This window comes from Blastococcus sp. OS1-29, from assembly GCF_057628075.1.
In genome coordinates, this window is record NZ_JBXXJK010000009.1 from 102,910 (window position 1) to 127,865 (window position 24,956).

Sequence of the window (24,956 nt, forward strand, 5' to 3'; positions counted from 1 at the left end):
GTGCAGCTGGGGCTGATCGGTCTGGGCAAGATGGGCGGCAACATGTCCGAGCGGATCCGCCGCGCGGGTCACGAGGTCGTCGGGTTCGACCACTCGCCGGGCAAGCGGGACGTGGACAGCCTCGAGGCCCTTGTCGAAGCGCTCCAGGCACCCCGGGTCGTCTGGGTGATGGTCCCGTCCGGCGAACCGACGCGGGAGACCGTCAAGCAGCTGGGGGAGCTCCTGAGCGAGGGCGACGTCGTCGTCGACGGCGGCAACTCCAAGTTCACCGACGACCAGCTGCACGACGTGATGCTGCGCGAGAAGGGCATCGGCTACATCGACGCAGGCGTCTCCGGCGGCGTCTGGGGCCTGGAGAACGGCTACGCCCTGATGGTCGGCGGCACCAAGGACGACGTCGCCAAGGTGCAGCCCATCTTCGACGCGCTCAAGCCGCCGGTGCAGGTCGACGAGTCCGGCCAGGAGCACACCGGTGACGCCGGCTTCGTGCACGCCGGCCCGGTGGGCGCCGGCCACTTCTCCAAGATGGTCCACAACGGCATCGAGTACGCGATGATGCAGGCCTACGGCGAGGGCTACGAGCTGCTCACCGCCGTCGACCTGGTCGAGGACGTGCCCGGCGTGATCAAGTCCTGGACCCAGGGCACGGTCATCCGCTCCTGGCTGCTCGACCTCCTGGTGCGGGCGTTGGACGAGGACCCGAACCTCGACCAGATCACCGGCTACGCCGAGGACTCGGGCGAGGGGCGCTGGACCGTCGAGCAGGCGATCGAGAACGCCGTCCCGATGCCGGCCATCTCGGCCTCGCTGTTCGCGCGGTTCGCCTCCCGCCAGGACGACTCCCCGACCATGAAGGCGGTCGCGGCGCTGCGCAACCAGTTCGGTGGGCACGCCGTGCACGCCGTCCGGGCGCAGGAGGCCGAGAAGCCCGCCTGAGAAAGGCTCACCCTTCCCCCCACGCCTCGCAGGCTCGGCACGGGACCCTGAAGGGTGGCCGTCCCGGAACGCGAGCGCCAGAGAGCTGAGGGTATGTACGTCCGGCACCTGCAGCTCGGCTCGTTCCGCAGCTGGGAACGGGTCGATCTGGCGCTCGGCCCCGGGCCCACGGTGTTCGTCGGCCGCAACGGCGAGGGCAAGACCAACCTGGTGGAGGCGGTCGGGTACCTCGCCACGATGGGCAGTCACCGGGTGTCCTCCGACGCGCCGCTGGTCCGGCACGGCGACGCGCAGGCGGTGGTGCGGGCGGCCCTGCGCCGGGGCGACCGCGAGCTGCTGGTCGAGATCGAGATCAACCCCGGGCGGGCGAACCGGGTGCAGATCAACCGGGGCCCGCTGCCGCGGCCGCGCGAGCTGCTGGGCGTCGTCCGCACGGTGCTGTTCGCCCCCGAGGATCTCGCTCTCGTGCGCGGCGACCCGACCGAGCGCCGGCGCTTCCTCGACGAGCTGCTGGTCACCCGCACCCCCCGGCTGGCCGGCGTCCGGGCCGACTACGACCGCGTGCTCAAGCAGCGCAACGCCCTGCTGAAGACCGCCCGGCTGGCGCGGGGCAAGGCGATCGAGACCCTCGACGTCTGGGACGGCCACCTCACCGACGTGGGTGGCCAGCTGCTCGCGGCGCGGCTGCAGCTGGTCGCCGACCTCGCCCCGCACATGACGCGCGCCTACTCGGACGTGGCCGGCAGCGACGCCGTCCCCGCGGGTCTCGGTTACTCCTCCACCGTGCCGCTGGCCGGTGACGGGACGGCGCTGACACCGGGGGCGACGCTGCCGACCGCCGCAGACCTGACCGCCGCGATGCGCGATCGGGTCGCCGAACGGCGCACCGACGAGCTGGACCGGGGCATGACCCTGGTCGGCCCCCACCGCGACGACCTCGTGATCCACCTCGGCCCGGCGCCGGCCAAGGGCTATGCCAGCCACGGGGAGAGCTGGTCGCTGGCGCTCGCCCTGAAACTCGCGACCTTCGCCCTCTTGAGGGCCGACGGCGAGGACCCCATCCTGATCCTGGACGACGTCTTCGCGACCCTGGACGCGCAGCGTCGGGCGGCGCTGGCCTCGGTCGCCCGGTCCGCCGAGCAGACCCTGATCACCGCCGCCGTGGTCGACGACGTGCCCGCCGAACTGCGGGGCGTCCGGGTCGAGGTCGGTGACGGCATCGCGGTCGTGGTGAAGGAAGCGGTGGAGGCGGCCGTCGAGGTGGAGGCGCAGTGAACGACGAGCGGCCGGGCCGGCCCAGCGACATCGCCCGCGCCGCCCTCGAGGCGGCCCGGGCCGCGTCCGCCGCCCGTCCCCAGCCGACCCGGCGGCGGATCGCCGGGCCACGTCGGAAGTGGACCGGCGCCGGTCCCGGCGCCGACGACCCCCAGCCGCTGGGCCGGCTCGTCGACTCCCTGGTCACCGAGCAGGACTGGTCGGAGCGGACCCGGGTCGGCGCGGTGTTCGGCCGGTGGTCGACACTCGTCGGGCCGGAGATCGCCGCGCACTGTGCCCCGCAGACCCTGACCGAGGGCGAGTTGCTGGTGGTTGCGGAGTCCACGGCGTGGGCCACCCAACTGCGGCTGCTGGCTCCGACGATCCTCGGCAAGCTGCGCGCCCAGGTGGGCGGGGACGTCGTGACCCGGTTGCGCGTTGTCGGTCCGACGGCGCCGAACTGGAAGAAGGGCCCGCGCACGGTGCGCGGCCGGGGACCGCGCGACACCTACGGCTGAGGAGGACCACGGCATGGGCGGACGGCGATGAGCGGACGCAACGACCGCGACGACGACGACTCGGGCAGCGGCTGGCGGGAGCCCGAGCACCTCGGTGGCGGCGCGGGCTCCGAACCGGCCGGGTCGTCCCCGTGGCAGCCGGCCGGCTGGGATCTGCCACCCGCGGAGCCGGAAAGGGCCCCGCGTCCCGACACCGTGGTACCTGGCCCCGATCAGCTTCAGCGCGCGTTCACCGTCGAGACCGACCTCGTCGGAGCCCAGGGCTGGGCGCTGCAGCACGGCTGGACCATCTCCGACGGCGAGAGCCCGCAGGACGCCGTGCTGCGGGACCTCGTCGCATCCGCCCCGGTGCGACCGGGCAAGGAGGCCCGCCCCGCCAGCGTGCTGCGTGGCCGCGCGGGCACCCTGGAGGTCGTCGCCTTCGACATCGTCTACCCGCTCGGACGCTCCGTCGTCCCGAAGTACGCGGTGACGGCGGCCCCGTTGCTCGGCGCCGTCCCGGGGCTGCGCCTGTCGCCGGCCCGCTTCTGGCGGCACCGGACCGGTGGCCTCGTCCCCGTGCCGAGCGGGAACGAGGCGTTCGACGCCCGCTGGCTGCTGCTCGCCGGTGAGGACGGGCCGCAGGTGCGCCGGCTCGTGCAGGACCCGGCGGTGCAGGGACTCTTGCTGGGCACCGACGACGGCGACGAGTTCTGGACCGGCGCCGGGCATCTCGCCGCCATCCGGCCCGACGGTCACCGCCCCCTGCTCATCGAGCACCACGTCCGGTTGCTGACAGCGCTCGTGGGGACGCTGGCGGCGGGTTACTGATCGGCCGCCGGGGCGTCGGCCGCCTCGGCCGCGCGGACGACGCCCCGCACCATCCCGCCGAACACGATGCCGTGGAAGCCGGCGATCGCCCACCAGTAGAGGTGCCCGGCCAGCCCGTGGGGGGCGAAGGTGGCGCGCTGGCGGAGCACGGTGGTCCCCGGCCCGCTCTCGGCGCTGTCGTGTTCCACGTGGAACTCCAGCCAGGCCAGCCCGGGCAGCCGCATCTCCGCCCGCAGCCGGAGGAGCCGGCCCGGGTCGCGCTCCTCGACCCGCCAGAAGTCCAGCGCGTCACCGACGAAGAGCCGATGCGGGTCCCGGCGCCCCCGGCGCAGCCCGACTCCCCCGGCCAGCCGGTCGAGCCAGCCGCGGACCGTCCAGGCGAGCGGGAACGAGTACCAGCCGTTGTCGCCACCGATGCCCTCGACCACCCGCCAGACCTGGTCCGGTGCCGCGGTGGTGGCCCGGGTCCGCTCGTCGAGGTAGAGGCTGCCGCCCGCCCACGCGGGATCGGTCGGCAACGGGCCGGACGGCGCGCCCGGGACCGACGCGGACGCCCAGCGCGTGGCCACGGCGGAGTCGCGCACCCGCTCCAGCGCCAGCCGGACCGCGTCGTCGAAGCCGAGGAGACCCTCCGGTGGATCCGGCACGAAGCCCGCGATGTCGTGCTCGCCGCAGACGACGGTGTTGCGCAGCGACTCCACCAAGGGCCGGGCGATCCCCGCCGGCACCGGCGTCACCAGGCCCACCCAGTGGCTGGACAGCGACGGGGTGAACAGCGGCACCGGCAGGATGCGCCGCCGCGGCAGGCCGGCGACCGCCGCGTAGCGCTGCATCATCTCGGCATAGCTCATGACGTCGGGGCCGCCGATGTCGAAGCACCGCGAGACCGACGGCGGGAGGTCCGCGCAGCCGACGAGGTACCGCAGCACGTCCCGGACGGCGATCGGCTGGATGCGGCTGTGCACCCACCGGGGTGTCACCATCACCGGCAGGCGCTCGGTGAGGTACCGCAGCATCTCGAACGAGGCTGATCCGGAGCCGAGCACGATGGCGGCCCGCAGCACCGCTGTCGGCACGCGGGAGGCGAGCAGGATCTCGGCGACCTCGGTCCGCGACCGCAGGTGCGGCGAGAGCTCCTCCTCGGCGGGCACCAGGGCACCGAGGTAGACCAGCCGGCCGACGCCGGCCTCCTTGGCGGCGTGGGCCATGACGTGCGCCGTCCGCCGGTCCGTCGCCTCGAACGCGGGCCCGCTGCCGAGCGCGTGGATCAGGTAGTAGACGACGTCCACGCCGGTGCAGGCGGCCGCGACCTCGCCGGGGGACGTGGCGTCGGCACGCATCACCTCGACGTCCCCGGCCCAGGGGTGGTCGCGCAGTCGCTCGGGACTGCGGGTCATCACGCGCACCCGGTGCCCGGCCCCCAGGAGTTCCGGGACCAGCCGCCCGCCGATGTAGCCCGTTGCGCCGGTGACGAGACAGGTCCGCATGCCTCGAGTGTCCGGTGCGCGCCTGAGCCGCGCTCGGGGGCGACCAGAGCCCCGAGGACGGCGTGTCGACCCCCCGGGCAGCATCGGTGGTGGCGGACGTGGCGAAAGTGGCCCAGAAAGTCCGTCAGGCCCGTGGACGGCGGCATTCCTGTCACCCCACCCGGTATCGTGGACAGCAGAAACCGCCAGCAACCGGCTCAGTGCCGTTCTGCGCCCATCCGCCCCGGAACGCCGAGGGGGCTGGCTGGCGCCGATTGCGCGAACGAAAGGCCCCACGTGGTCGCTCGACCGAAGACCGAGAACGCCTACTCCGGCAGCTCCATCACCGTCCTCGAGGGGCTCGAGGCGGTCCGCAAGCGCCCCGGTATGTACATCGGCTCCACCGGCGAGCGAGGCCTGCACCACATGGTGTGGGAGGTCGTGGACAACTCGGTCGACGAGGCGCTGGCCGGCTTCTGCGACACCGTCCGCGTGACGCTGCTGGCCGACGGCGGTGTCCGGGTCGAGGACAACGGCCGTGGCATCCCGGTCGACATGCACCCGGTGGAGAAGCGGCCCACCATCGAGGTGATCATGACCGTCCTGCACGCGGGCGGGAAGTTCGACGGCAAGAGCTACGGCGTCTCCGGTGGTCTGCACGGCGTCGGCGTCACCGTCGTCAACGCGCTGTCGAAGCGGCTCGAGGTGAACGTCTGGCGGGACGGCACCGAGTGGTTCCAGCGCTACGACCTGGCCAAGCCGGAGCCCCTGGTGAAGGTGGGCCCGACCAAGAAGCAGGGCACCGCGATCACCTTCTGGGCCGACGGCGACATCTTCGAGACGACCGACTACTCGTTCGACACGATCAACCGCCGCCTGCAGGAGATGGCGTTCCTGAACGCGGGCCTGACGATCGTCCTGCGCGACGAGCGGCCCGGGCACGGCAAGGCGGAGACCGGGGTGGGCGAGGAGTCCCTCGCCGTCCACGCCGCACCGGTGGAGGCCGACGAGCAGGCGTTCGAGCCGACCGAGATCACCTACAAGTACGACGGCGGCCTGGTCGACTTCGTCGCCCACCTGAACCGGCGCAAGACCCCGATCCACAAGAAGGTCATCGGCTTCTCCGCCGAGGGCCTCGGCAAGAACGACATGCGGATGTCGGTCGACGTCGCCATGCAGTGGTCCGACGCCTACTCCGAGTCGGTGCACACCTTCGCGAACGTGATCAACACCCACGAGGGCGGCACTCACGAGGAGGGCTTCCGCGCGGCGCTGACCTCGATCGTGAACCGGTACGCCGTGGACAAGAAGATCCTCAAGGAGAAGGACGACAAGCTCACCGGCGACGACATCCGCGAGGGTCTGGCCGCCATCATCTCGGTCAAGCTGGGCGACCCGCAGTTCGAGGGCCAGACGAAGACCAAGCTCGGCAACACCGAGGTCAAGGGCTTCGTGCAGCGGGTCTGCAACGAGCAGATCGGCCACTGGTTCGAGGCGAACCCGACCGACGCGAAGACGATCATCACCAAGGCCGCCTCGGCCGCCCGGGCCCGCCGCGCCGCGCAGGACGCCCGCAAACTCGCCCGCAAGAGCCTGCTCTCGGTCAGCGGGCTGCCGGGCAAGCTGGCCGACTGCCGGTCCACCGACCCGCGCAACTCCGAGGTCTACATCGTCGAGGGTGACTCGGCCGGCGGCTCGGCCAAGTCCGGCCGCGACTCGATGTACCAGGCGATCCTGCCCATCCGCGGCAAGATCATCAACGTCGAGAAGGCGCGCATCGACCGGGTGCTGAAGAACACCGAGGTCCAGTCGATGATCACCGCCTTCGGCACCGGGATCCACGACGAGTTCGACATCACCAAGCTGCGCTATCACAAGATCGTCCTGATGGCCGACGCCGACGTCGACGGCCAGCACATCAGCACGCTGCTGCTGACGCTGCTGTTCCGCTTCATGCGGCCGCTGGTCGAGGGCCAGTACGTGTACCTGGCCAAGCCCCCGCTGTACAAGATCAAGTGGGGCGGCAAGGTGGGCGACGACTACGCCTACAGCGACAAGGAGCGCGACGCGGTCATCAAGGCCGGCGTCGAGGGTGGCCGCAAGATCAAGGACGAGATGATCCAGCGGTTCAAGGGGCTCGGCGAGATGAACGCCAGTGAGCTGTGGGAGACCACGATGAACCCCGAGACCCGGATCCTGCGCCAGGTGACCCTGGATGACGCGGCCGCCGCGGACGAGATCTTCAGCATCCTCATGGGTGAGGACGTCGAGGCCCGCCGCAGTTTCATCACGCGCAACGCGAAGGACGTCCGCTTCCTCGACGTCTGAGTCGATCGGCCGCCCGCCCTGCTCGCCCATCAACACCCGGAGAACTGACCTGTGACCGAGACACCGAGCCGCGACCGCGTCGAGGCGGTCGACCTCCAGCAGGAGATGCAGCGCAGCTACATCGACTACGCGATGAGCGTCATCGTGGGCCGCGCCCTGCCGGAGGTCCGCGACGGCCTCAAGCCGGTGCACCGCCGGGTCCTGTTCGCGATGTACGACCAGGGCTTCCGCCCCGACCGCGGGTACGTGAAGTGCGCCCGCCCGGTCGCCGAGGTCATGGGCAACTACCACCCCCACGGCGACTCGGCGATCTACGACGCCCTCGTCCGGCTCGCCCAGCCGTGGTCGATGCGCTACCCGCTGATCGACGGCCAGGGGAACTTCGGCTCGCCAGGCAACGACCCGGCGGCCGCCATGCGGTACTGTGTGACGGCCGACGCATTGATCCGCACCGTCGACGGAACGGTGCCGATGGGCGAGCTCGCTGCAGGCATGGCGCCGAACAGCGAGCGCGAGCTCGGACTGAAGGTGCTCGACCGCAACGGCGACCCGGTGCTCGCCAGCACGATCTTCCACTCCGGCACCCACCCGGTGAAGACGCTCACCACCACCGGTGGCTATGCGCTGACCGCCACTGGCAACCACCCTGTGCTCTGCCTGGTCAGCGTGCTGGGTGTCCCGACGCTCCTCTGGAAGTTGCTCGACGAGATCCGGCCCGCCGACCGCGTCGTCCTACAGCGGACGCCCCGCGAAGAGATCGACGTCCCCTCGACCGGTGACGCCGATGCCGCCCTGCTGGCCGGCGCCTTCGTGAGCGAGGGGTACGTCTCGGCAGGGGCTGCCGAATTCGCCAACTCGGACAAGGACTTCTTCGACGCTGTCGTGGTGGCCTACGACCGGCACGTTGGCGGCCCTCGCACGTTGTCGTCTGAGGTCATGCCATCCGGGAAGACGTTGTCCCGGATCCGGATTCGGAACATGGCCGCCCTGATGCGCACCGACCTGGGCGAGATGGTCGCCCAGCGCAGTGCCCGCAAGCAGGTGCCGGCGTTCGTCTGGACTTCGACCACCGGCACCCGCCGGCTCTTCCTGCAGGCGCTGTTCGAGGGTGACGGTTCGTCGTCTCTGCTGCCGCGCAACACGATCCAGGTCAGCTACTCCACGCGGAGTGATCGCCTGGCGCGCGAGGTGCAGCAGCTGCTGCTCGAGTTCGGCGTGGTGTCCCGGCTGTGCCGGTACGACAACGGGGAGATCAAGGTGGTCGTCAGCAACCGGCGCGATGCCAGGTTGTTCGCCGCGCGTGTCGGTTTCCTGATGCGCAAGCAGGCCAAGCTCGAGACGGAGCTTGCCCAGGTGCCCGCGGAGAGCACCGCGATGTCGGCGGACCACGTGCCCTACGTCGCCGACTTCCTGCGAGCCACGGGCGCCGGCCGTTTCACCGAGCGCGACTGGCTGCGCCGGCACAACATCGACCGTATCGAGCGGTGGGAACGCGACCGCGAGGTCATCGAGGCCAACGTCACCAACGCCGAGGCCCTCGCAGTCGTGGCGCCGCTCGTCGACGGCCGCTTCCACTACGCCGAGGTTGCGTCCGTCGAGGACGCCGGCAGGGCGCCCGTCTTCTCCCTGAAGGTGGAGACCGACGACCACGCCTTCATCACGAACGGCTTCGTCAGCCACAACACCGAGTGCCGGCTCACCCCGCTGGCGATGGAGATGCTCGCCGGCATCGACGAGGAGACCGTCGACTTCCAGGGCAACTACGACGGCCGCACCCAGGAGCCGGTCGTCCTGCCCGCGCGGATCCCGAACCTGCTGGTCAACGGCTCCGCCGGCATCGCGGTCGGCATGGCGACGAACATGCCCCCGCACAACCTGCGCGAGGTGGCCGAGGCCGTCTTCTGGATGCTCGACCACCCGGAGGCCGAGGCCGAGGAGGCCCTGACCGCGTGCATGGCGAGGATCAAGGGCCCCGACTTCCCGACCCACGGCCTCATCGTCGGCCGCGAAGGCATCGAGGACGCCTACCGCACCGGCCGGGGCTCGGTGCGCATGCGCGCCGTCGTCACCGTGGAGGAGGACTCCCGCGGCCGGGTGCAGCTGGTCGTCACCGAACTGCCGTACCAGGTCAACCCGGACAACCTCGCCGAGGCGATCGCCGAGGGCGTCAAGGAGGGCCGCCTCCAGGGCATCAGCGAGATCGCCGACGAGTCCAGCGACCGTGTCGGCCGCCGGCTGGTCATCACGCTGCGCCGCGACGCCGTCGCCAAGGTCGTGCTGAACAACCTCTACAAGCACACCCAGCTGCAGACGTCGTTCGGCTGCAACATGCTCTCGATCGTCGACGGCGTCCCGCGCACGCTGCGCCTCGACGAGCTGGTCCGGAACTGGGTGCACCACCAGATCGAGGTCATCCAGCGGCGTACCCGGTACCGCCTGCGCAAGGCCGAGGAGCGCGCGCACATCCTGCGCGGCTACGCCAAGGCCCTCGACCAGCTCGACGCCGTCATCGCGCTCATCCGCAGCAGCGAGTCCGCCGACGCCGCCCGCACCGGCCTGATGGAGCTCCTGGACGTCGACGAGATCCAGGCCGTCGCCATCCTCGACCTCCAGCTGCGCCGGCTGGCCGCCCTCGAGCGCCAGCGGATCATGGACGAGCTGGCCGAGATCGAGGCCCGCATCGCCGACCTCGAGGCGATCCTCGCCTCACCGGAGCGGCAACGGCAGATCGTTCGCGACGAGCTCACCGAAATCGTCGAGAAGTACGGCGACGACCGGCGCACCCAGTTCGTGGCCAACGAGGGCGACGTCTCGATGGAGGACCTCATCGCGGAGGAGGAGGTCGTCGTCACCATCACCCGCACCGGCTACGCGAAGCGGACGAAGAGCGACCTCTACCGGTCGCAGCGCCGCGGCGGCAAGGGCGTGATGGGTGCCCAGCTGAAGCAGGACGACATCGTCGACCACTTCTTCGTGGGGTCGACCCACGACTGGATCCTCTTCTTCACCAACAAGGGGCGGGTCTACCGCTCCAAGGCCTACGAACTGCCCGAGGCCAACCGCACCGCGCGCGGCCAGCACGTGGCGAACATCCTCGCGTTCCAGCCGGACGAGAAGATCGCCCAGGTCATGCAGATCAAGGACTACTCGGTCGCCCCGTACCTGGCGCTGGCCACTGCGCGCGGGCAGGTGAAGAAGACCCGGCTGACCGACTTCGACTCCCCCCGCCAGGGCGGCGTCATCGCGATCAACCTGCGGGACGGCGACGAGCTGGTCGGCGCCGTGCTGATCGACCCCGAGCAGGACCTGCTCCTGGTCACCCAGAAGGCGATGTCCATCCGCTTCACCGCCGACGACACCGCCCTGCGGCCGATGGGACGCGCGACCGAGGGCGTGCGAGGCATCTCGCTGTCCGACGACGACCGGCTGCTCTCGATGATGGTCGTCGAGGAGGGGGTGGACGTCCTCGTCGCGACCGAGCGCGGATTCGCCAAGCGGACCGGGATCGAGAACTACCCGGCGCAGGGCCGCGGCGGCAAGGGCGTCCTGACCGCCGACCCGAAGGCGCGCAAGGGTGCCCTGGTCGGTGCGCTGGCCGTGACCCTGGGCGACGAGCTCTACGCCATCACCTCCAGCGGCGGGGTGATCCGCACGCCGGTCAACGGGGTGCGGCACAACAAGGATCGGGCCACCATGGGTGTCAAGCTCATGAACTTGCCCGAGGACGTGTCGATCGTGGCAATCGCCCGTACGACGGACAACGACGAGCCCGACGCCTAATGTGACGGCTAACGACGACGCGGCCCGTGCCGCAGGGGAACGGGAGACTGGCATGAGCGACCGGACGCCGAGTTCGGTGCGCACCGGGTTCCGCACCGGGGACAGCGCCGGAGACTCAGCAGCGCCGACGGAGACCGCCACTCCGGGGGCGCCCGCGCCGGCCTCTGCCACCCAGTCGATCCCCACGACGGGGTCGCAGCGGGCGCAGGGCCCCGCCGACACCGGCACCTCGGGGTCCGGGACGCCGGCGCAGCCGGCGGGCGGCCCTCCCGGCGCGCCCCCGGTTCCCCCGGCGACGGGCAGCTCCGCGGCCGGAGCGGCCACCGGCGCCGCCGCGTCCGAGGCGACCACCCCGGCGCGCGGCCGAGGCCGGGGTGCTGCGAAGAGCCGCGGTCCGCGTCGGGCGCGCCTGCAGCTGAGGCACATCGACACCTGGTCGGCCCTGAAGATCTCGTTGGTCCTGTCGATCGCGCTGTTCTTCATCTGGATGGTCGCCGTCGCAGTGCTCTACGGCGTGCTCAGCGCCCTCGGCGTCTTCGACACCCTCAACGACCTCTTCGGGCAGCTCGGCTCCTCGTCGGGCCCCAAGAGTGGCGGTGACGTCATCACCCCGGGTCTGGTGTTCTGGGGCGCGGCGGTCATCGGGGCCATCAACGTTGTGCTCATGACGGCGCTGTGCACCGTCGGCACGTTCATCTACAACCTCTGCTCCGACCTCGTCGGCGGCCTGGAGCTCACGCTTTCGGAGCGCGACTAGGCTATGACATTGCGGTCCTCCGGACCGCACCGCGGCCAGGAGCCGTTCCCTGGCTGCGGTGAGCGCGTCATGCCACGCCTGCGCGGACCCGCGGTTCCGTCGTCGAGTCGGCTCCCCCCTCCCTCAAGGGCGATCACCTGGCCAGGTAGAGTTGCCTCCGGTTCACGGGCCTGTAGCTCAGTTGGTTAGAGCGCATCCCTGATAAGGATGAGGCCGGAGGTTCAAGTCCTCCCAGGCCCACCCGTGTGCCAGGCTGTCGGGCGCGCGAGCACCGGCAGCCGCGCACCGATCGCCCGAGGAGGTACTCCGCGTGCTCAAGAAGCTGATGCTGGCCGCAGTCGCGGCCGGGGCCGTGGCGGCGATCCGCAAGCGCGCCGGCGGCAAGGTCGAGGCGGACCTCTGGCACGAGGCCACCCGCGGCCCGCAGGCGGTCAGCACCCCGTCGGCCCGCTGAGCCGCCCGACAGACCCACCCTCCGGGGACGTAGCTCAATTGGCAGAGCACCGCCTTTGCAAGGCGGGGGTTAGGGGTTCGATTCCCCTCGTCTCCACCCACTGACCACCCTCCTCCGGGACCGGGTCGGCCCCGCTCCGCCGAACGGTGGCAGAGTGGAGGGGTGACTGAATCGACCTCCCCCGCCCGGCGCGCGGTGCTGCACACCAACCACGGCGACATCACCGTCGACCTCTTCCCGGACCACGCTCCCAAGACGGTCGCCAACTTCGCGGACCTGGCCGAGGGCCGCCGCGAGTGGACCCACCCGGCCACGCGTGAGAAGACGACGGACCCCCTGTACAACGGGACGATCTTCCACCGCATCATCGACGGGTTCATGATCCAGGGCGGCGACCCGCTCGGTCAGGGCTTCGGTGGCCCGGGCTACCAGTTCGGCGACGAGTTCCACCCCGAGCTGGCCTTCGACCGCCCGTACCTGCTGGCCATGGCCAACGCAGGCCCCGGCACCAACGGGTCGCAGTTCTTCATCACCGTCGGTCCCACGCCGCACCTCAACCGCAAGCACACGATCTTCGGTGAGGTCGCCGACCAGGCCGGCCGCGACGTCGTCGATGCGATCGCCAAGGTGACCACCGGGCGCAACGACAAGCCGGTGGACGACGTCGTGATCGAGTCCGTCGAGGTGCAGCGCAGCTGACGCCAAACGCCGGCGAAGGCCCCGTCCAGGGGCCCGCCCCGAGTGAGCGAGGGGTGGGGGGGACGGGGTCCTTGTGCTGCTACCGCCACCCGGACCGGCCCACCGGCATCGCCTGCGCCCGGTGCGGCCGACCGATCTGCCCCGAGTGCATGATCCCTGCCTCGGTCGGGTTCCAGTGCCCGGAGTGTGTCCGGGAGGGCAACGCCTCGGTCCGCCGCGTGCGTGGCGGCGGCTTGCAGGCGGCGGGGCGCCGATGGGGCGCGGTCACCCTCACCCTGATCGCGATCAACCTCGCGATGTTCGTCGCCACCGCGCTGGTGGCAGCCGTCGAGGGCTTCTCGCCGCTCGACAACAACCTCTCCACCTTGTTCGCCCGGCTGGACCAGTTCCCGGTCGCGGTCAGCAGTGGTGAGTGGTGGCGTGCGCTCACCGCGGCGTTCCTGCACATCGGACCGGTCCACCTGGCTCTGAACATGCTGGCGGTGCTGGTCTTCGGCTCGGAGCTGGAGCGGCAGCTGGGGCGCTGGCGCTTCCTCGCGCTCTACCTGCTGTCAGCGCTCGGTGGCGCTGCATCGATCCAGTTGTTCGGCAACCCTCTGCAACCGGTCGCCGGCGCCTCCACCGCCATCTACGGCCTGCTCGGTGGCCTCGGCGTGCTGATGATCGTCCGGCGGCAGGACCTGCGCGGCCTGCTGACGCTGCTGGCGATCAACGTGGTCATCAGTTTTCTGCCGGGGGTCTCGCTGCTCGGGCACCTGGGGGGCCTGGTGGCCGGCGCCGCGACCGCGGGGGTCCTGATCGCCACTCGGCGCCGTCCGCAGCTGGAGGCCGCCGCACTCGTCCTGCTCGCCGTCGTCCTGGTGGTCGTGATCGTCACGGCCCCGACGATCGTGGTCTACGGCCGCTAGGACGCCGCGGGGTCGAGGGCCTGCAAGGCCCGGGCTACCTCTGCCGGATCGGCTCCCAGGTCGCGCCGGCCGAGGACCACGAGAACTCCGTCGTCGTGCGGGCCGGCGGACGTGTCCAGCTCGAGGGTCCGGATGCGCATCCCCAGCCGACGGCTGTCCCGTACGCGCACCCGGAGCCCCGGCCACGGCAGGTGCTGTCGCCCGGCCAGGGTGCGGACGTCGACCCCGTCGCCGTCCGCGGTCAGCCGCGGCCTCGCGACGACGTCGCGCGCGCCCAGGGCCAGCAACAGCAGCGCTCCTGCGCCGACGAGCAATCGGCCGGGGGTGTCGAGCACGACCACGGCCAGCACGAGGCCGAGGGCGACGACGACCAGGGCCACGGTCTCACCCGGGCGCGGAGACCACTGCATGTCCCCAGCCTCCCAGGCGGGATCCGGAAAGTGACCGACCGATCCGTCGCGAGCCGCTTCCGCTGGGTCACCGGCACGCGTGTACCTCCAGGTCAGGACGGGCAGGAGCGGTCCCGGCAAGGCGTCGGTCGACTGCCTCACCGCCGCCGCCAAGTCGACACATCCACAGCTGGGTACACAGCTGGGGACAGACTCACACCCGTGTAGTTACCGGCGTGCGCGTCACGTCACATCCGTCCCACCCGCCCGAAAAGGCCAGGTCAGAGCGGTTCGGGTCCGTTCCGTCTCTCCACACACGGTGGACAACCCTGGGGGTGGAGCGCCATGTCGACCTGTGGACGGAGCATCGCTCTGTGCACAGCGGTGCAACCAGGAACGACGAAGGCCCCCGCCCCCCGAAGGGGACGAGGGCCTGCGGTATGCGGACGCCGATTCAGCGCCAGCGCATCGACATGACCAACCCCGCCACCATGGCGCCGAAGCCGATCGCGAAGTTCCACGGGCCGAGGGTGACCATGAACGGGATGCGGTCACCGGCGACGTAGTAGACGACGATCCACAGCAGGCCGATGACCATCAGCGCGACCATCAGCGGGGCGTACCAGCGCGGGCTTGGCTGGGCGACGCGAGCCTGCGCGGCGCGCGACTGCAGCACACCCTCCGGCGGTGTGTAGGCCGACTTCTTGCGCACCTTGGACTTGGGCAACCTGCGTTCTCCCTCCGGGGGCCGGGCCGTCACTCCGGCCGGTACTGCTCCCCAGCCTAAGCTCTGGGGGAACTCGGAACGTGCCGGGACGGGCGAGGAGGTGGCTCGTGGCGCGCTGGACGCTGCGCGGGCGCCGTCCGTCGGCCTGGAGCGTGCTGGTCCCGGTGGTGGCACTGGCCGCCGGACTGCTCTTCGCGACGTCCGGACGGACCGCCCAGGGCACCGACCTGCGGGCCGGTGACGTCACCGAGCTGTCGGGGCTGATCGCCACCCGTGAGGCCGCGATCGCCCGCCAGGCGAGTGAGCTCTCGGACCTGCAGGCCCAGGTCCAGCGGTTGACCAAGCAGGCGGGCACCCGGGACAGTGCGGTGGGGGCGGCCCAGCGGGCGGGAGATGCGGGCGCCGTCTCCGCCGGGCTGGTCCCGCTGACCGGCCCGGGCGTGGTCATCACCCTCGACGACGCCCCTGCCCGGCCCGACGGCAGCCTGCCGGTCAACGCCCGGCCCGACGACCTGGTGATCCACCAGTCCGACGTCCAGGCCGTGGTGAACGCCGTGTGGGCGGCGGCGTCCGACGGGGTGGCGATCATGGACCAGCGATTGATCGCCACCAGCGCCATCCGGTGCGTCGGCAACACCCTGCTGCTCCAGGGGCGCACCTACTCGCCCCCGTTCGTCATCACCGCCATCGGCGACGCCGCCGCGATCCGCACCCAGCTGGCGGGTTCGCGTCAGGTGGCCGACCTCCAGCAGGCGGTCGACGCCTTCGGGCTGACCTTCTCGGTGCGCGAGCGGGCGCAGGTCACCGTGCCGGCATACACCAACCTGCTGACGCTGCAGTACGCGACCGCGGAGTGACCGGGCGTCCGGTGCTGGTCGTCGACAACGTCGACAGCTTCGTGTTCACCCTCGTGCACTACCTGGAGCAGCTGGGCGCCACGTGCATCGTGCGGCGCAACGATGCCGTCGACGTCGACGAGCCGGCCGACCTCGGGGTGGCCGGCGTGCTGCTCTCGCCCGGTCCGGGAACGCCGTCCGCGGCCGGCGTGACCGTGCCCATGGTGCGGGCGGCCGGCCAGCGGGGTCTCCCGGTCCTGGGGGTGTGCCTGGGCCACCAGGCGATCGCCACGGCCTTCGGCGCCGCCGTGGGCCGCGCACCGGAGCTCCTGCACGGCCGCACCAGCCAGGTGCTGCACGAGGGCCGGGGGATCCTGGCCGGCCTGCCGTCGCCGTTCACGGCGACCCGGTACCACTCCCTGGCCGTCGACCCGGCCACGCTGCCCGCCGAGCTGGAGGTCACCGGTCGGACCGAGTCGGGGACCGTCATGGCGCTGCGCCACCGCGAGCTGCCGATCGAGGGTGTCCAGTTCCACCCGGAGTCGGTGCTGACCCAGGGCGGTCACCGGCTGCTGGCCAACTGGCTGACCGCATGCGGCCTGCCACCCGACCCGGCAGCCATCGGGGCGGCGACGGCCGACGGCCTGCCGGGCTAGCTGGGTACGACCAGCAGGACGATCTCCTCGTCGGGAGCTGCCTTCTCGCCCGGCTGCGGATTGGTGTTGATGACCTTCCCCGCGTCCTGCGGGGTGCCCTCCGTGTCCTGACGCCGGACGTTCGTGAAGCCGGCGTCGGTGAGGATCTTCCGGGCGTCTGCCTCGGACTTCCCGCGCACGTCCGGGACGGGGCGCGTGTTGTCGGCCTTGGCGACCTGGAGGGTGATCGTGTCCCCCCGCCCGACGGCCGTGCCGGCGCCGGGATCGGTGTTGACCACGGTGCCCGGGGCGGCGGTGCCGGCGTCGGCGTCGGCCGTCCGGATCTGACCGGCCGAGAAGCCGGCGTCGGTCAGGGCCTTCTGCGCATCCGCCGCGGTCTTGCCCTTCACGTCGGGGAGCTTGATGGTGCCGGTGGAGATCTTCAGCCGGATCGTCGTGTTCTTGGCGGCCTGCTGGCCCTCGGCGGGGTCGACGGCGACGACGTTGCCCTGGTCCTCCAGGGAGTCGGCGGGCTGTGAGCTCACGCTGGTGAATCCGGCGTTCTGCAGGGTGCTGCGGGCGCGGTCCTCGCTGAGGCCGACGACGTTGGGCACGGCGATGGTGTCGGGCCCGGCGCTGACGACGAGCTTGACCGTGCTGCCCTTGGCGACGCTGGCTCCGCCGGCCGGGTCGCTGCTGATCACCTTGCCCGCCGCGATGGTGGTGCTCGGGGCCTGCCTCACGTCGCCGACCTTGAGGCCCGCATCGGTGATGGCCTTCTCGGCCGCCGCCTGGTCCAGGTTCTGCACACCGGGCACGTTGACGTTCGTCGGCGTGGTGGGCTTCGCGTCGCCGCCGCTGAGGGCGATCGCCGCGGCGATCGCGCCGCCGAGCAGCAGGACGGCGAGCACCGCCACTATCGCGATGATCTTCCGGCGACGGCGGCGGGCTTGCTGGTCCTCGTCGTCCCACCGGTCGTCCTGGCGGTAGCCGCCGTACCCGCCGGGCGCCGCGGCCAGGATCGTCGTCTTCTCGGCGTCGCCCATCACCGGCGTCGCCTCGACCCGCTGCCCGGCCAGGGCGCGCAGCAGGTCGTTGCGCATCTCGGCGGCCGACTGGTACCGGTTGGCCGGGTTCTTGCTCATGGCCTTGAGCAGGATCGCGTCCAGCGCGGGCGGGACGTCGGGGTTGATGGACGACGGCAGCCGCGGGTCCTCGCGGACGTGCTGGTAGGCGACCGCGACCGGGGAGTCACCGCTGAACGGGGGCGCACCGGTCACCAGCTCGTAGAGCAGGCATCCCATCGAGTAGACGTCCGACCGCGCGTCCACGCTGTCGCCGCGGGCCTGCTCCGGCGAGAGGTACTGGGCCGTGCCGATGACGGCGGCCGTGGAGGTCATCGTCGCGGCGGAGTCGGAGACAGCACGGGCGATGCCGAAGTCCATGACCTTGACCGTGCCCTGGGGCGTGATCATCACGTTCCCGGGCTTGACGTCGCGGTGGACGATGCCGTTGCGGTGGCTGAAGTCCAGGGCGCCACAGATGTCGGCCGCGAGGCTCATCGCGCGCTCGGGGGACAGGTGCCCTTCGCGGCGGATGACGTCGCGGAGCGTCTCGCCCTCGACGTACTCCATGACGATGTACGGAGTGGCGCCCGTCGTGGTGCGGTCCTCGCCGGTGTCGTACACCGCGACGATCGCCGGGTGGTTGAGCGACGCCGCCGCCTGGGCCTCGCGGCGGAAGCGCACCTGGAACGACGGGTCGCGGGCCAGGTCGCTGCGCAGCACCTTCACCGCGACCTCGCGGCCGAGCCGCAGATCGCGGCCGCGGTGCACCTCGGCCATGCCTCCCCGCCCGAGGACCCCGCCGATCTCGTAGCGCTCACCGAGCACCTGCGGCGTGGTCATCGGAGATCCTCTCGGGCGGTGCGGGGGGTCGTCCGGACGGGGGCGTCGGCGAGCGCGCTCGCCCCGTGCCACGGGCGTGCAGCAGCAGGTGAGTCGGCGCCGAGCGTATCCGCTGATCCCGGCGATTCCGGGGAGATCGGGACCAGCACGCTCACCCGGCCCCACTCGCCGCAGGAGTCCCGTTGCCGACGGGCGATTCCACGGGCGGCGAATCCGGCGGCGGCGGTGCCGAGGACCCGGACTGCGGCGTCGTCGTGGTGGTCGTCGGTGTCGTGGTGGGAGGCGTCGTCGTCGGGGGCGGCGTGGTGGTCGCCGGCGCGCTGGTCGTCTTGGGGGTGGTGCTCGTCGGTCGCCCGGTCGCCCGGTCGGCCGGGACGTAGGCCTTCTTCGCCACGAGCAGGATGACCTGGGTGCCCGGGGCCGCCACCACTCCCGACGGCCGCAGTCCCGCGACGTCGCCGGCGTCCAGCGCCGTGCCCGCCTGCGCCAGCTCGGCGTCGTCGGCGTCCTTCTGGGTGACCTTCAGGCCGGCCGCCTCGAGCGTTGCCTGCACCTCGTCGGCCGGCCGGCCGACGAAGGCGGCGGGATCCAGCAGGATCCCGGTCGCCGAGGCGCCCGACTGGCTGGTGCCGGTGGCCACCGCGCCACCCGCCCCGCGGTTGCCGTCGCCGAGCAGGTACCAGGCGCCGCCGACCAGCAGCAGCACCAGGAGCACCGCCCCGGCGAGCCACGCCCACCGGCCGCGCCCGCGCGGTGGCTCGTCGTCGGCGGCGCCCCAGTCGTCGTCCGGGGGCGCCTGCAGCGGGGGCATCGGCCCGGCCTGCCCGGTCACCGGACCGTCGGACGCGGCCAGGACGCCCGGTCCGGTCGCCGGGATCACCTGGGTCCGGGACTCCGCGAGCGCCGCGGCTGCGGCGCCTCCGGCCAGGGCGCCGCCGGCGACGCCGCCCTCGACGACCTGCGTGGGGGTGGTGCGCGGGCCGACCACGGGGGCGACGGGGGCGAGGGTGCCGCCCGAGGCGACGCGGCGCACGGCCTCGGCGAAGGCGGCGCCGTCGGGGAAGCGGTCGGCCGGGTCCTTGGCCAGGGCGCGCTCGATGAGCAGGCGGACGGCGGGTGGCACGTGGCTCGGCAGCGGCGGGGGCGGCCGGTTGATGTGCGCCAGCGCGATGGCCACCTGCGAGGCGCCGTCGAACGGGCGGACCCCGGCCAGGCACTCGAAGCCCACCACGCCGAGGGAGTAGACGTCCGACGCCGCGGTCACCTCCATGCCCTGGGCCTGTTCCGGGGAGAGGTACTGGGCGGTGCCGACGACCATGCCGGTGCGGGTGAGCGGCGTGCTGTCGCGTGCCTGGGCGATGCCGAAGTCGGTCAGCTTCACCACGCCGTCCGGGCGGACCATGAGGTTGCCGGGCTTGATGTCGCGGTGCACGACCCCGGCCCGGTGGGCCGCCGACAGCCCGTCCGCGGACTGGCCGAGGACGTGCAGTGTCCAGTCGACGGGCAGGGCACCCTCGTCGTGCAGGATCGTGACCAGCGGCTGGCCCTCGACGAACTCCATGACCAGGAACGCCAGTTGCTGGGTGCCGGTGTCGTCGACCGTCTCGCCGTAGTCGTAGACCGACGCGATGTTCTGGTGGGTCAGCGCCGCGGTGTGGCGCGCCTCGTTGCGGAAGCGGGCCAGGAAGTTCGGGTCGCCGGTGTACTCGCTCTTGAGCACCTTGGCCGCCACGATCCGGTCGAGGACCCGGTCGCGCGCCTTCCACACCTCGCCCATCCCGCCGGTCGCGATCGCGGCGGTGATCTCGTAGCGGCCCGCCAGCAGGCTGCCGGTTGCCAGCGCCATCAGCCCCCCTGTCCCTGCAGGTGGGCCTGGATCACGGCTCGGGCGATCGGCGCGGAGATGTCGCCGCCGGTACGGCCGCCGTGCCGGACGAACACCGCGACGGCGATCTTCGGGCGGTCCGCCGGCGCGAAGCCGATGAACCAGGAGTTGTCGTCCCCGGCGTTCTCCGCCGTCCCGGTCTTGCCGGCGACCTGGACGCCGTCGATGCGCGCCTTCCGCCCGGTGCCGTTGTTCACGACGCTGATCATCATGTCGGTGAGCTGGCCGGCGACCTGTGCGGAGACGGGCCGGCTCAGCTCCTCGGGATCGGTCTTGTCGATCACGGTCAGGTCGGGGGCCTGCACCTGCGACACGAGGTAGGGCTTCATCAGCGAGCCCTTGTTCGCCACCGCGGCGGCGATCATGGCGGCCTGCATGGGCGTCAGCTGGACGTCCTGCTGGCCGATCGAACTCACCCCGAGCTGCGCGTCGTTCTCGATGTTCCCGAGGGTGCTCGCGACGACGGTGAGAGGCATCTTGAACTTCTGGTCGTCGATGCCGAACGCCTCGGCCATGTCCCGGATGCGCTGCTCGCCGAGCTTGATGCCGAGGTCGGCGAAGGCGGTGTTGCAGGAGATGGTCAGGGCGTCGATCAGCTTCTGGTCCGCGCCGCCGTTGCAGCTCTCCCCGTTGTAGTTCTGCATCGTCGTGCTGGTGCCGGGCAGGGTGAGCAGATCCGGCGCCGGGATGGCGGTGTCGGGGGTGTAGTTGCCGGAGGCCAGCGCCGCCGCCGACACGACCACCTTGAAGATCGAGCCGGGGGAGTAGCGCTCGGAGATCGCCTGGTTCGTGGTCTGGTCGTCGGAGAGCTGCTCGCGGTAGGCGCGGATCGCGGCCGGGTCGTGGCTGGACAGCTGGTTCGGGTCGAACGTCGGCGTGCTGGCCAGCCCGAGGACCGCCCCGGTCGACGGGTCGAGCGCGACGACGGCGCCGGTGACGTCTTTCAGGCCGTCCATGGCGGCCTGCTGCACCGCGGGATCGAGGGTCAGCTCGACGTTGCCGCCGGCCGGGTCGCGCCCGGTGAACAGGTCGGCGATGCGGCGGAAGACCAGCCGCGGGTCCGTGCCGGCCAGCAGGTCGTTCTCGGCCGCCTCGAGCCCGGTCTTGCCGTAGGTGAGGGAGTAGTAGCCGGTGACCGGCGCGTACACCCCGGCGCCGGGGTACTGGCGCAGGAAGGTCAGCCGGTCGTTCGTGCGCTTGGACAGCGCGATCTCGGTGCCCGCCACAACGATCGAGCCACGCTCGCGGTCGTACTCCTCCGCGAGCAGCCGGGTGTTGCTCTGGTTGTTGCGCAGCTCGTCGGAGCGGACGACCTGGATGTAGTTGACGTTGATGATCAGCAGCGTGAAGAGCACGAGAACGCTGATCGCGACGCGGCGCAGCGGGGCGTTCACTGCTGCACCACCTCGGTGGGTGCGTCCCCCAGGCGCTGCGGCGGGGCAGCGTGCGGCGCTGCCGGACGACGGGCGGCATCGCTCACGCGGACGAGCAGGGCCACGAGCACGAAGTTGGCCACCAGGGACGAGCCGCCGTAGGCCAGGAACGGCGTCGTCAGCCCGGTGAGCGGGAGCAGCCCGGTGACGCCGCCGAGGACGACGAACACCTGCCAGGCCACGGCGAAGGCCAGGCCGGCGGCGAGCAGCTTGCCGAACGCGTCCCGCACGATGAGCGACGTCCGCAGGCCGCGCTCGACGAGGATCAGGTAGACGACGATCACCGCCACCAGGCCGAACAGGCCCAGCTCCTCACCGACCGCCGAGGCGATGAAGTCGCTCTTGGCCACCGGCACCTGGTCGGGTCGGCCGCCGCCGAGTCCGGCGCCGAACAGGCCGCCGGTGCCCAGCCCGAACAACGATTGCACGAGCTGGTAGCCCGCACCGTTCTTGTAGGCCATCGGGTCGAGCCACACGTCCACGCGCGCCCGGACGTGACCGAACGCGTGGTAGGCCACGAACGCGCCGACGGCGAACAGCCCGACCCCGATGAGCAGCCAGCTCGACCGCTCGGTGGCGATGTAGAGCATCACCACGAAGATGCCGAACAGCAGCAGCGAGCTGCCCAGGTCACGCTCGAAGACCAGCACGAGGATCGACAGCATCCAGGCGACGAGCACCGGACCGAGGTCGCGCCCGCGGGGCAGCTCGAGGCCCATCACCTTGCGACTGGCCAGCGCGAGCACGTCGCGCTTGTCGACCAGGTAGGCGGCGAAGAAGACGACGAGGCAGATCTTGGCGAACTCCCCCGGCTGGATGGAGAAGCCGGCCAGCCGGATCCAGATCTTGGCGCCGTTGACCTCCGACAGCGACGACGGCAGCAGGGCCGGCAGGGCCAGCAGGCCCAGGCCGACCAGCGCCAGCGTGTAGGCGTAGCGGGACAGCAGTCGGTGGTCGCGCACGAACACGAGGACGGCGACGAACAGCGCGACGCCGAGGGTCGCCCAGATCAGCTGGACCGGGGCGTCCTGCCGGGTGACCGTGCTGCCCGGCTGCTCGGCGGCGAGGTCCAGCCGGTGGATGACGGTCAGCCCGAGGCCGACGAGCAGGGCCACCGCCGGGAGGAGCAGCGGATCGGCGTAGGAGGCCCACTTCCGGACGACGAGGTGGGCCACCACCCACAGCGCGGTGATCCACGCGCTGAACTCGGCCATCTCCGGTCGCAGTGAGCCGGTGATCGTCAGGTCGACGATGGACTGTGCGACCACGGTGATCAGCAGCGCGAACGCCAGGAGTAGCGCCTCGGTGCGCCGCCGGGTGGGCACCGCGGCGCCCGGGGCCGCGGCGCGGGGATCGGTCGTCGGGCCGCCCATCAGCTGGGCCTCCGGCAGTTCACCCCCGGCTCGGACGACGGGTCCGTCGTCCGGGCCGACGTCGTCGACGGGCTGGTGCCCACCGTGGTCGGACCGGCCGTGGTGTCCGGCTCGCCGGCGGAGGGCAGGGACGGGGTGCTGGACGTGACCGGCGTGGTGTGACACAGCGGGAGCCGCTGGTCGCGCAGTGCGGAGAGGATCCGGTCGGCGTCGGAGGAGCCGGTGGCGGTGATGCCGTCACGGACGCGGCTGCGCGCCGCGGGCGTGAGGTCGGAGACCGCCAGGCCGGTCTCGTCGTCCAGCTCGAACAGGTCGAACCCGACGACCGAGACGTTGAGCCCGCGGAAGACCGCGACCTGCTCGGCGTCCCCGTTGCCGTCGACGCCCACGAACCAGTGCCCGAGCGCCCAGATGTAGGTACCCACCGCTCCGCCGACGAGCACGACGAGAACGGCCACCGCCACCAGGAGGGTTCGCAGCGGGCGGCGGCGGGCGGAGGGGCCACCGCCCGTCGGCGGTGTGGGCGTCGGAGGCGGTGGTGCGGGCGGATCGGCGAGCGCGGCGCGGCCGGCCGCGGAGCTGGGGTCGACCTTGCGCTGCCCGACGTAGCCGCCGGCGGCGCCGTCGACCACCGGGTCGACCCGGCCGCGGCCGCCGGTGTCCTCGATGACGTCGGCGACGATCACCGTCACGTTGTCGGGTCCGCCGCTGCGCAGGGCCAGCTCGACCAGCCGGTCGGCGGTGGCCTCGGGGTCGGGGTCCTTCAGGGCGTCGGCGATCGTCTCCTCGCTGACCACGCCGGAGAGCCCGTCGGAGCAGAGCAGGTACCGGTCGCCGGCCCGCGACTCGCGCATCGAGAGGTCCGGTTCCACCTCCTGGCCGTTCAGCGCCCTCAGCAGCAGCGAGCGCTGCGGATGGCTGTTGGCCTCTTCGGGGGTGATCCGGCCGTCGTCGATGAGGGTCTGGACGAACGTGTCGTCGTGCGTGATCTGCGACATGACCCCGTCGCGCACGAGGTATGCGCGGGAGTCGCCGACATGGCAGAGGCCCAGGCGACCGCCGGCGAACAGGATCGCGGTGAGCGTCGTCCCCATGCCCTCGAGCTGGGGTGATTCGCGGATCACCTCGCGCAGGTGCTCGCTGCCTTCGAAGACGGCCTCGCGCAGCGACTGCAGCAGGTCACCGGAGGGGGTGTCGTCGTCCAGGTGCTCCAGCGCAGCGATGACCACCTTGCTCGCGACGTCGCCGGCGGCGTGACCGCCCATTCCGTCGGCGACGGCCAGCAGCCGGGGCCCGGCGTACACCGAGTCCTGGTTGTTGCCGCGGATCAGGCCGCGGTCCGACCTCGCCGCATACCTGAGGACGAGGGTCACGTACGCAGCTCCAGTGCGGTCTGGCCGATGCGGATCGGCTGGCCGGGGTTGATCAGCAGCGGTCCCTGGACCCGTTGCTGGTCGAGGTAGGTGCCGTTGGTGGAGCCGAGGTCCTCCACGTACCACTGTCCCCCGCGGTTGGTCAGGCGGGCGTGGCGGGAGCTGGCGAAGTCATCGGTCAGCACCAGCGTCGAGTCGTCGGCCCGACCGATCAGGATCGGCTGGTCGCCGAGGGTGATCTTGGTTCCGGTGAGCGGACCGGCGGTCACGACGAGGGTGCGGAAGCCCTTCTGGCCGCGCTTGCGGCCCGTGACCGCTGCGGCCCGCGGCGGGACGGCGGCCACCCGGCCGGCCCGGCCGCCGAAGAGGTCGGCCCGCACCACGCGGAACGCGGCGAAGATGAACAGCCACAGCAGCAGCAGGAAGCCGAAGCGGAAGATCTGCAGGACGATCTCGGCGGTCACGTCGCGGCCTGCCTGCTGCTCCTC

21 protein-coding genes and 2 tRNA genes are annotated in these 24,956 nt (G+C 71.8%); 14 read left to right on the top strand and 9 right to left on the bottom strand.

Annotated features, from left to right (window positions below):
* From gnd to AC2H4J_RS21375, 4 genes are all read left to right on the top strand, one after another.
* Positions 1 to 936, top strand: a complete 936-nt coding sequence (gene gnd / locus AC2H4J_RS21360) for a phosphogluconate dehydrogenase (NAD(+)-dependent, decarboxylating) (RefSeq protein ID WP_487466927.1) — start codon at positions 1 to 3, stop codon at positions 934 to 936.
* 93 nt (positions 937 to 1,029) lie between these two features.
* Positions 1,030 to 2,211, top strand: coding sequence for a DNA replication/repair protein RecF (gene recF, locus AC2H4J_RS21365; protein WP_487466928.1), 1,182 nt, complete (start codon positions 1,030 to 1,032; stop codon positions 2,209 to 2,211).
* On the top strand, positions 2,208 to 2,708 hold the full coding sequence (locus tag AC2H4J_RS21370; RefSeq protein ID WP_487466929.1) for a DciA family protein: 501 nt from the start codon (positions 2,208 to 2,210) through the stop codon (positions 2,706 to 2,708). The genes recF and AC2H4J_RS21370 overlap by 4 nt, the downstream gene beginning before the upstream one ends.
* Before the next feature lie 27 nt (positions 2,709 to 2,735).
* The gene (locus AC2H4J_RS21375) at positions 2,736 to 3,518 is read left to right on the top strand and encodes a hypothetical protein (protein WP_487466930.1); all 783 of its coding nucleotides are present in this window, start codon (positions 2,736 to 2,738) and stop codon (positions 3,516 to 3,518) included.
* Here the strand turns inward: AC2H4J_RS21375 and AC2H4J_RS21380 are convergent.
* Positions 3,512 to 5,005 (bottom strand): SDR family oxidoreductase, encoded by a 1,494-nt coding sequence (locus AC2H4J_RS21380; RefSeq protein ID WP_487466931.1) that lies wholly within the window; start codon positions 5,003 to 5,005, stop codon positions 3,512 to 3,514. The genes AC2H4J_RS21375 and AC2H4J_RS21380 overlap by 7 nt on opposite strands.
* Positions 5,006 to 5,281: 276 nt before the next feature.
* On the opposite strand from AC2H4J_RS21380, the gene gyrB reads away from it, so the two are divergent.
* The 8 genes from gyrB to AC2H4J_RS21420 all read left to right on the top strand — a co-directional run bounded on the left by gyrB (position 5,282) and on the right by AC2H4J_RS21420 (position 13,910).
* On the top strand, positions 5,282 to 7,312 hold the full coding sequence (gene gyrB, locus AC2H4J_RS21385; RefSeq protein WP_487466932.1) for a DNA topoisomerase (ATP-hydrolyzing) subunit B: 2,031 nt from the start codon (positions 5,282 to 5,284) through the stop codon (positions 7,310 to 7,312).
* A 51-nt stretch (positions 7,313 to 7,363) separates the two neighbouring features.
* Positions 7,364 to 11,092 (top strand): intein-containing DNA gyrase subunit A, encoded by a 3,729-nt coding sequence (gene gyrA, locus AC2H4J_RS21390; protein WP_487466933.1) that lies wholly within the window; start codon positions 7,364 to 7,366, stop codon positions 11,090 to 11,092.
* A 52-nt stretch (positions 11,093 to 11,144) separates the two neighbouring features.
* Entirely contained in the window at positions 11,145 to 11,849 is a 705-nt protein-coding gene (locus AC2H4J_RS21395) for a DUF3566 domain-containing protein (RefSeq protein ID WP_487466934.1), read from the top strand.
* A gap of 166 nt (positions 11,850 to 12,015) precedes the next feature.
* Positions 12,016 to 12,089: transfer RNA gene (locus AC2H4J_RS21400), tRNA-Ile, on the top strand.
* A 70-nt stretch (positions 12,090 to 12,159) separates the two neighbouring features.
* Complete coding sequence (locus AC2H4J_RS21405; protein ID WP_487466935.1) at positions 12,160 to 12,303, top strand: DLW-39 family protein; 144 nt, start codon at positions 12,160 to 12,162, stop codon at positions 12,301 to 12,303.
* Between the two features lie 23 nt (positions 12,304 to 12,326).
* Positions 12,327 to 12,399 (top strand) — tRNA-Ala (locus AC2H4J_RS21410).
* Positions 12,400 to 12,465: 66 nt separating this feature from the next.
* Complete coding sequence (locus tag AC2H4J_RS21415) at positions 12,466 to 13,002, top strand: peptidylprolyl isomerase (RefSeq protein ID WP_487466936.1); 537 nt, start codon at positions 12,466 to 12,468, stop codon at positions 13,000 to 13,002.
* A 149-nt stretch (positions 13,003 to 13,151) separates the two neighbouring features.
* On the top strand, positions 13,152 to 13,910 hold the full coding sequence (locus AC2H4J_RS21420; protein ID WP_487466937.1) for a rhomboid family intramembrane serine protease: 759 nt from the start codon (positions 13,152 to 13,154) through the stop codon (positions 13,908 to 13,910).
* Here AC2H4J_RS21420 and AC2H4J_RS21425 read toward each other — a convergent pair.
* Together AC2H4J_RS21425 and crgA are read right to left on the bottom strand one after the other, a co-directional pair.
* Positions 13,907 to 14,320 carry a PH domain-containing protein gene (locus AC2H4J_RS21425; protein ID WP_487466938.1) on the bottom strand — a complete coding sequence of 138 codons (414 nt, stop codon included), beginning with the start codon at positions 14,318 to 14,320 and terminating at the stop codon, positions 13,907 to 13,909. The two genes, AC2H4J_RS21420 and AC2H4J_RS21425, sit on opposite strands and share 4 nt — an antisense overlap.
* Before the next feature lie 433 nt (positions 14,321 to 14,753).
* Positions 14,754 to 15,026, bottom strand: coding sequence for a cell division protein CrgA (crgA, locus tag AC2H4J_RS21430; protein WP_487466939.1), 273 nt, complete (start codon positions 15,024 to 15,026; stop codon positions 14,754 to 14,756).
* A 107-nt stretch (positions 15,027 to 15,133) separates the two neighbouring features.
* Between crgA and AC2H4J_RS21435 the strand changes: the two genes are divergently transcribed.
* Both AC2H4J_RS21435 and AC2H4J_RS21440 read left to right on the top strand, forming a co-directional pair.
* Entirely contained in the window at positions 15,134 to 15,883 is a 750-nt protein-coding gene (locus tag AC2H4J_RS21435; protein ID WP_487466940.1) for a DUF881 domain-containing protein, read from the top strand.
* Positions 15,880 to 16,518 (top strand): aminodeoxychorismate/anthranilate synthase component II, encoded by a 639-nt coding sequence (locus AC2H4J_RS21440; RefSeq protein ID WP_487466941.1) that lies wholly within the window; start codon positions 15,880 to 15,882, stop codon positions 16,516 to 16,518. Before AC2H4J_RS21435 ends, AC2H4J_RS21440 begins: the two co-directional genes overlap by 4 nt.
* Here the strand turns inward: AC2H4J_RS21440 and pknB are convergent.
* The 6 genes from pknB to AC2H4J_RS21470 all read right to left on the bottom strand — a co-directional run bounded on the left by pknB (position 16,515) and on the right by AC2H4J_RS21470 (position 24,932).
* Positions 16,515 to 18,404: a Stk1 family PASTA domain-containing Ser/Thr kinase gene (gene pknB, locus AC2H4J_RS21445; protein WP_487466942.1), complete on the bottom strand. Its 1,890-nt coding sequence runs from the start codon at positions 18,402 to 18,404 to the stop codon at positions 16,515 to 16,517. The two genes, AC2H4J_RS21440 and pknB, sit on opposite strands and share 4 nt — an antisense overlap.
* Before the next feature lie 151 nt (positions 18,405 to 18,555).
* Positions 18,556 to 20,250, bottom strand: a complete 1,695-nt coding sequence (locus AC2H4J_RS21450) for a serine/threonine-protein kinase (RefSeq protein WP_487466943.1) — start codon at positions 20,248 to 20,250, stop codon at positions 18,556 to 18,558.
* On the bottom strand, positions 20,250 to 21,683 hold the full coding sequence (locus AC2H4J_RS21455) for a peptidoglycan D,D-transpeptidase FtsI family protein (RefSeq protein ID WP_487466944.1): 1,434 nt from the start codon (positions 21,681 to 21,683) through the stop codon (positions 20,250 to 20,252). The genes AC2H4J_RS21450 and AC2H4J_RS21455 overlap by 1 nt, the downstream gene beginning before the upstream one ends.
* Positions 21,680 to 23,095 carry an FtsW/RodA/SpoVE family cell cycle protein gene (locus AC2H4J_RS21460; protein ID WP_487466945.1) on the bottom strand — a complete coding sequence of 472 codons (1,416 nt, stop codon included), beginning with the start codon at positions 23,093 to 23,095 and terminating at the stop codon, positions 21,680 to 21,682. Before AC2H4J_RS21460 ends, AC2H4J_RS21455 begins: the two co-directional genes overlap by 4 nt.
* On the bottom strand, positions 23,095 to 24,468 hold the full coding sequence (locus AC2H4J_RS21465; protein ID WP_487466946.1) for a PP2C family protein-serine/threonine phosphatase: 1,374 nt from the start codon (positions 24,466 to 24,468) through the stop codon (positions 23,095 to 23,097). The genes AC2H4J_RS21460 and AC2H4J_RS21465 overlap by 1 nt, the downstream gene beginning before the upstream one ends.
* Entirely contained in the window at positions 24,465 to 24,932 is a 468-nt protein-coding gene (locus tag AC2H4J_RS21470) for an FHA domain-containing protein FhaB/FipA (RefSeq protein WP_487466947.1), read from the bottom strand. The genes AC2H4J_RS21465 and AC2H4J_RS21470 overlap by 4 nt, the downstream gene beginning before the upstream one ends.
* Positions 24,933 to 24,956: the final 24 nt, after the last annotated feature.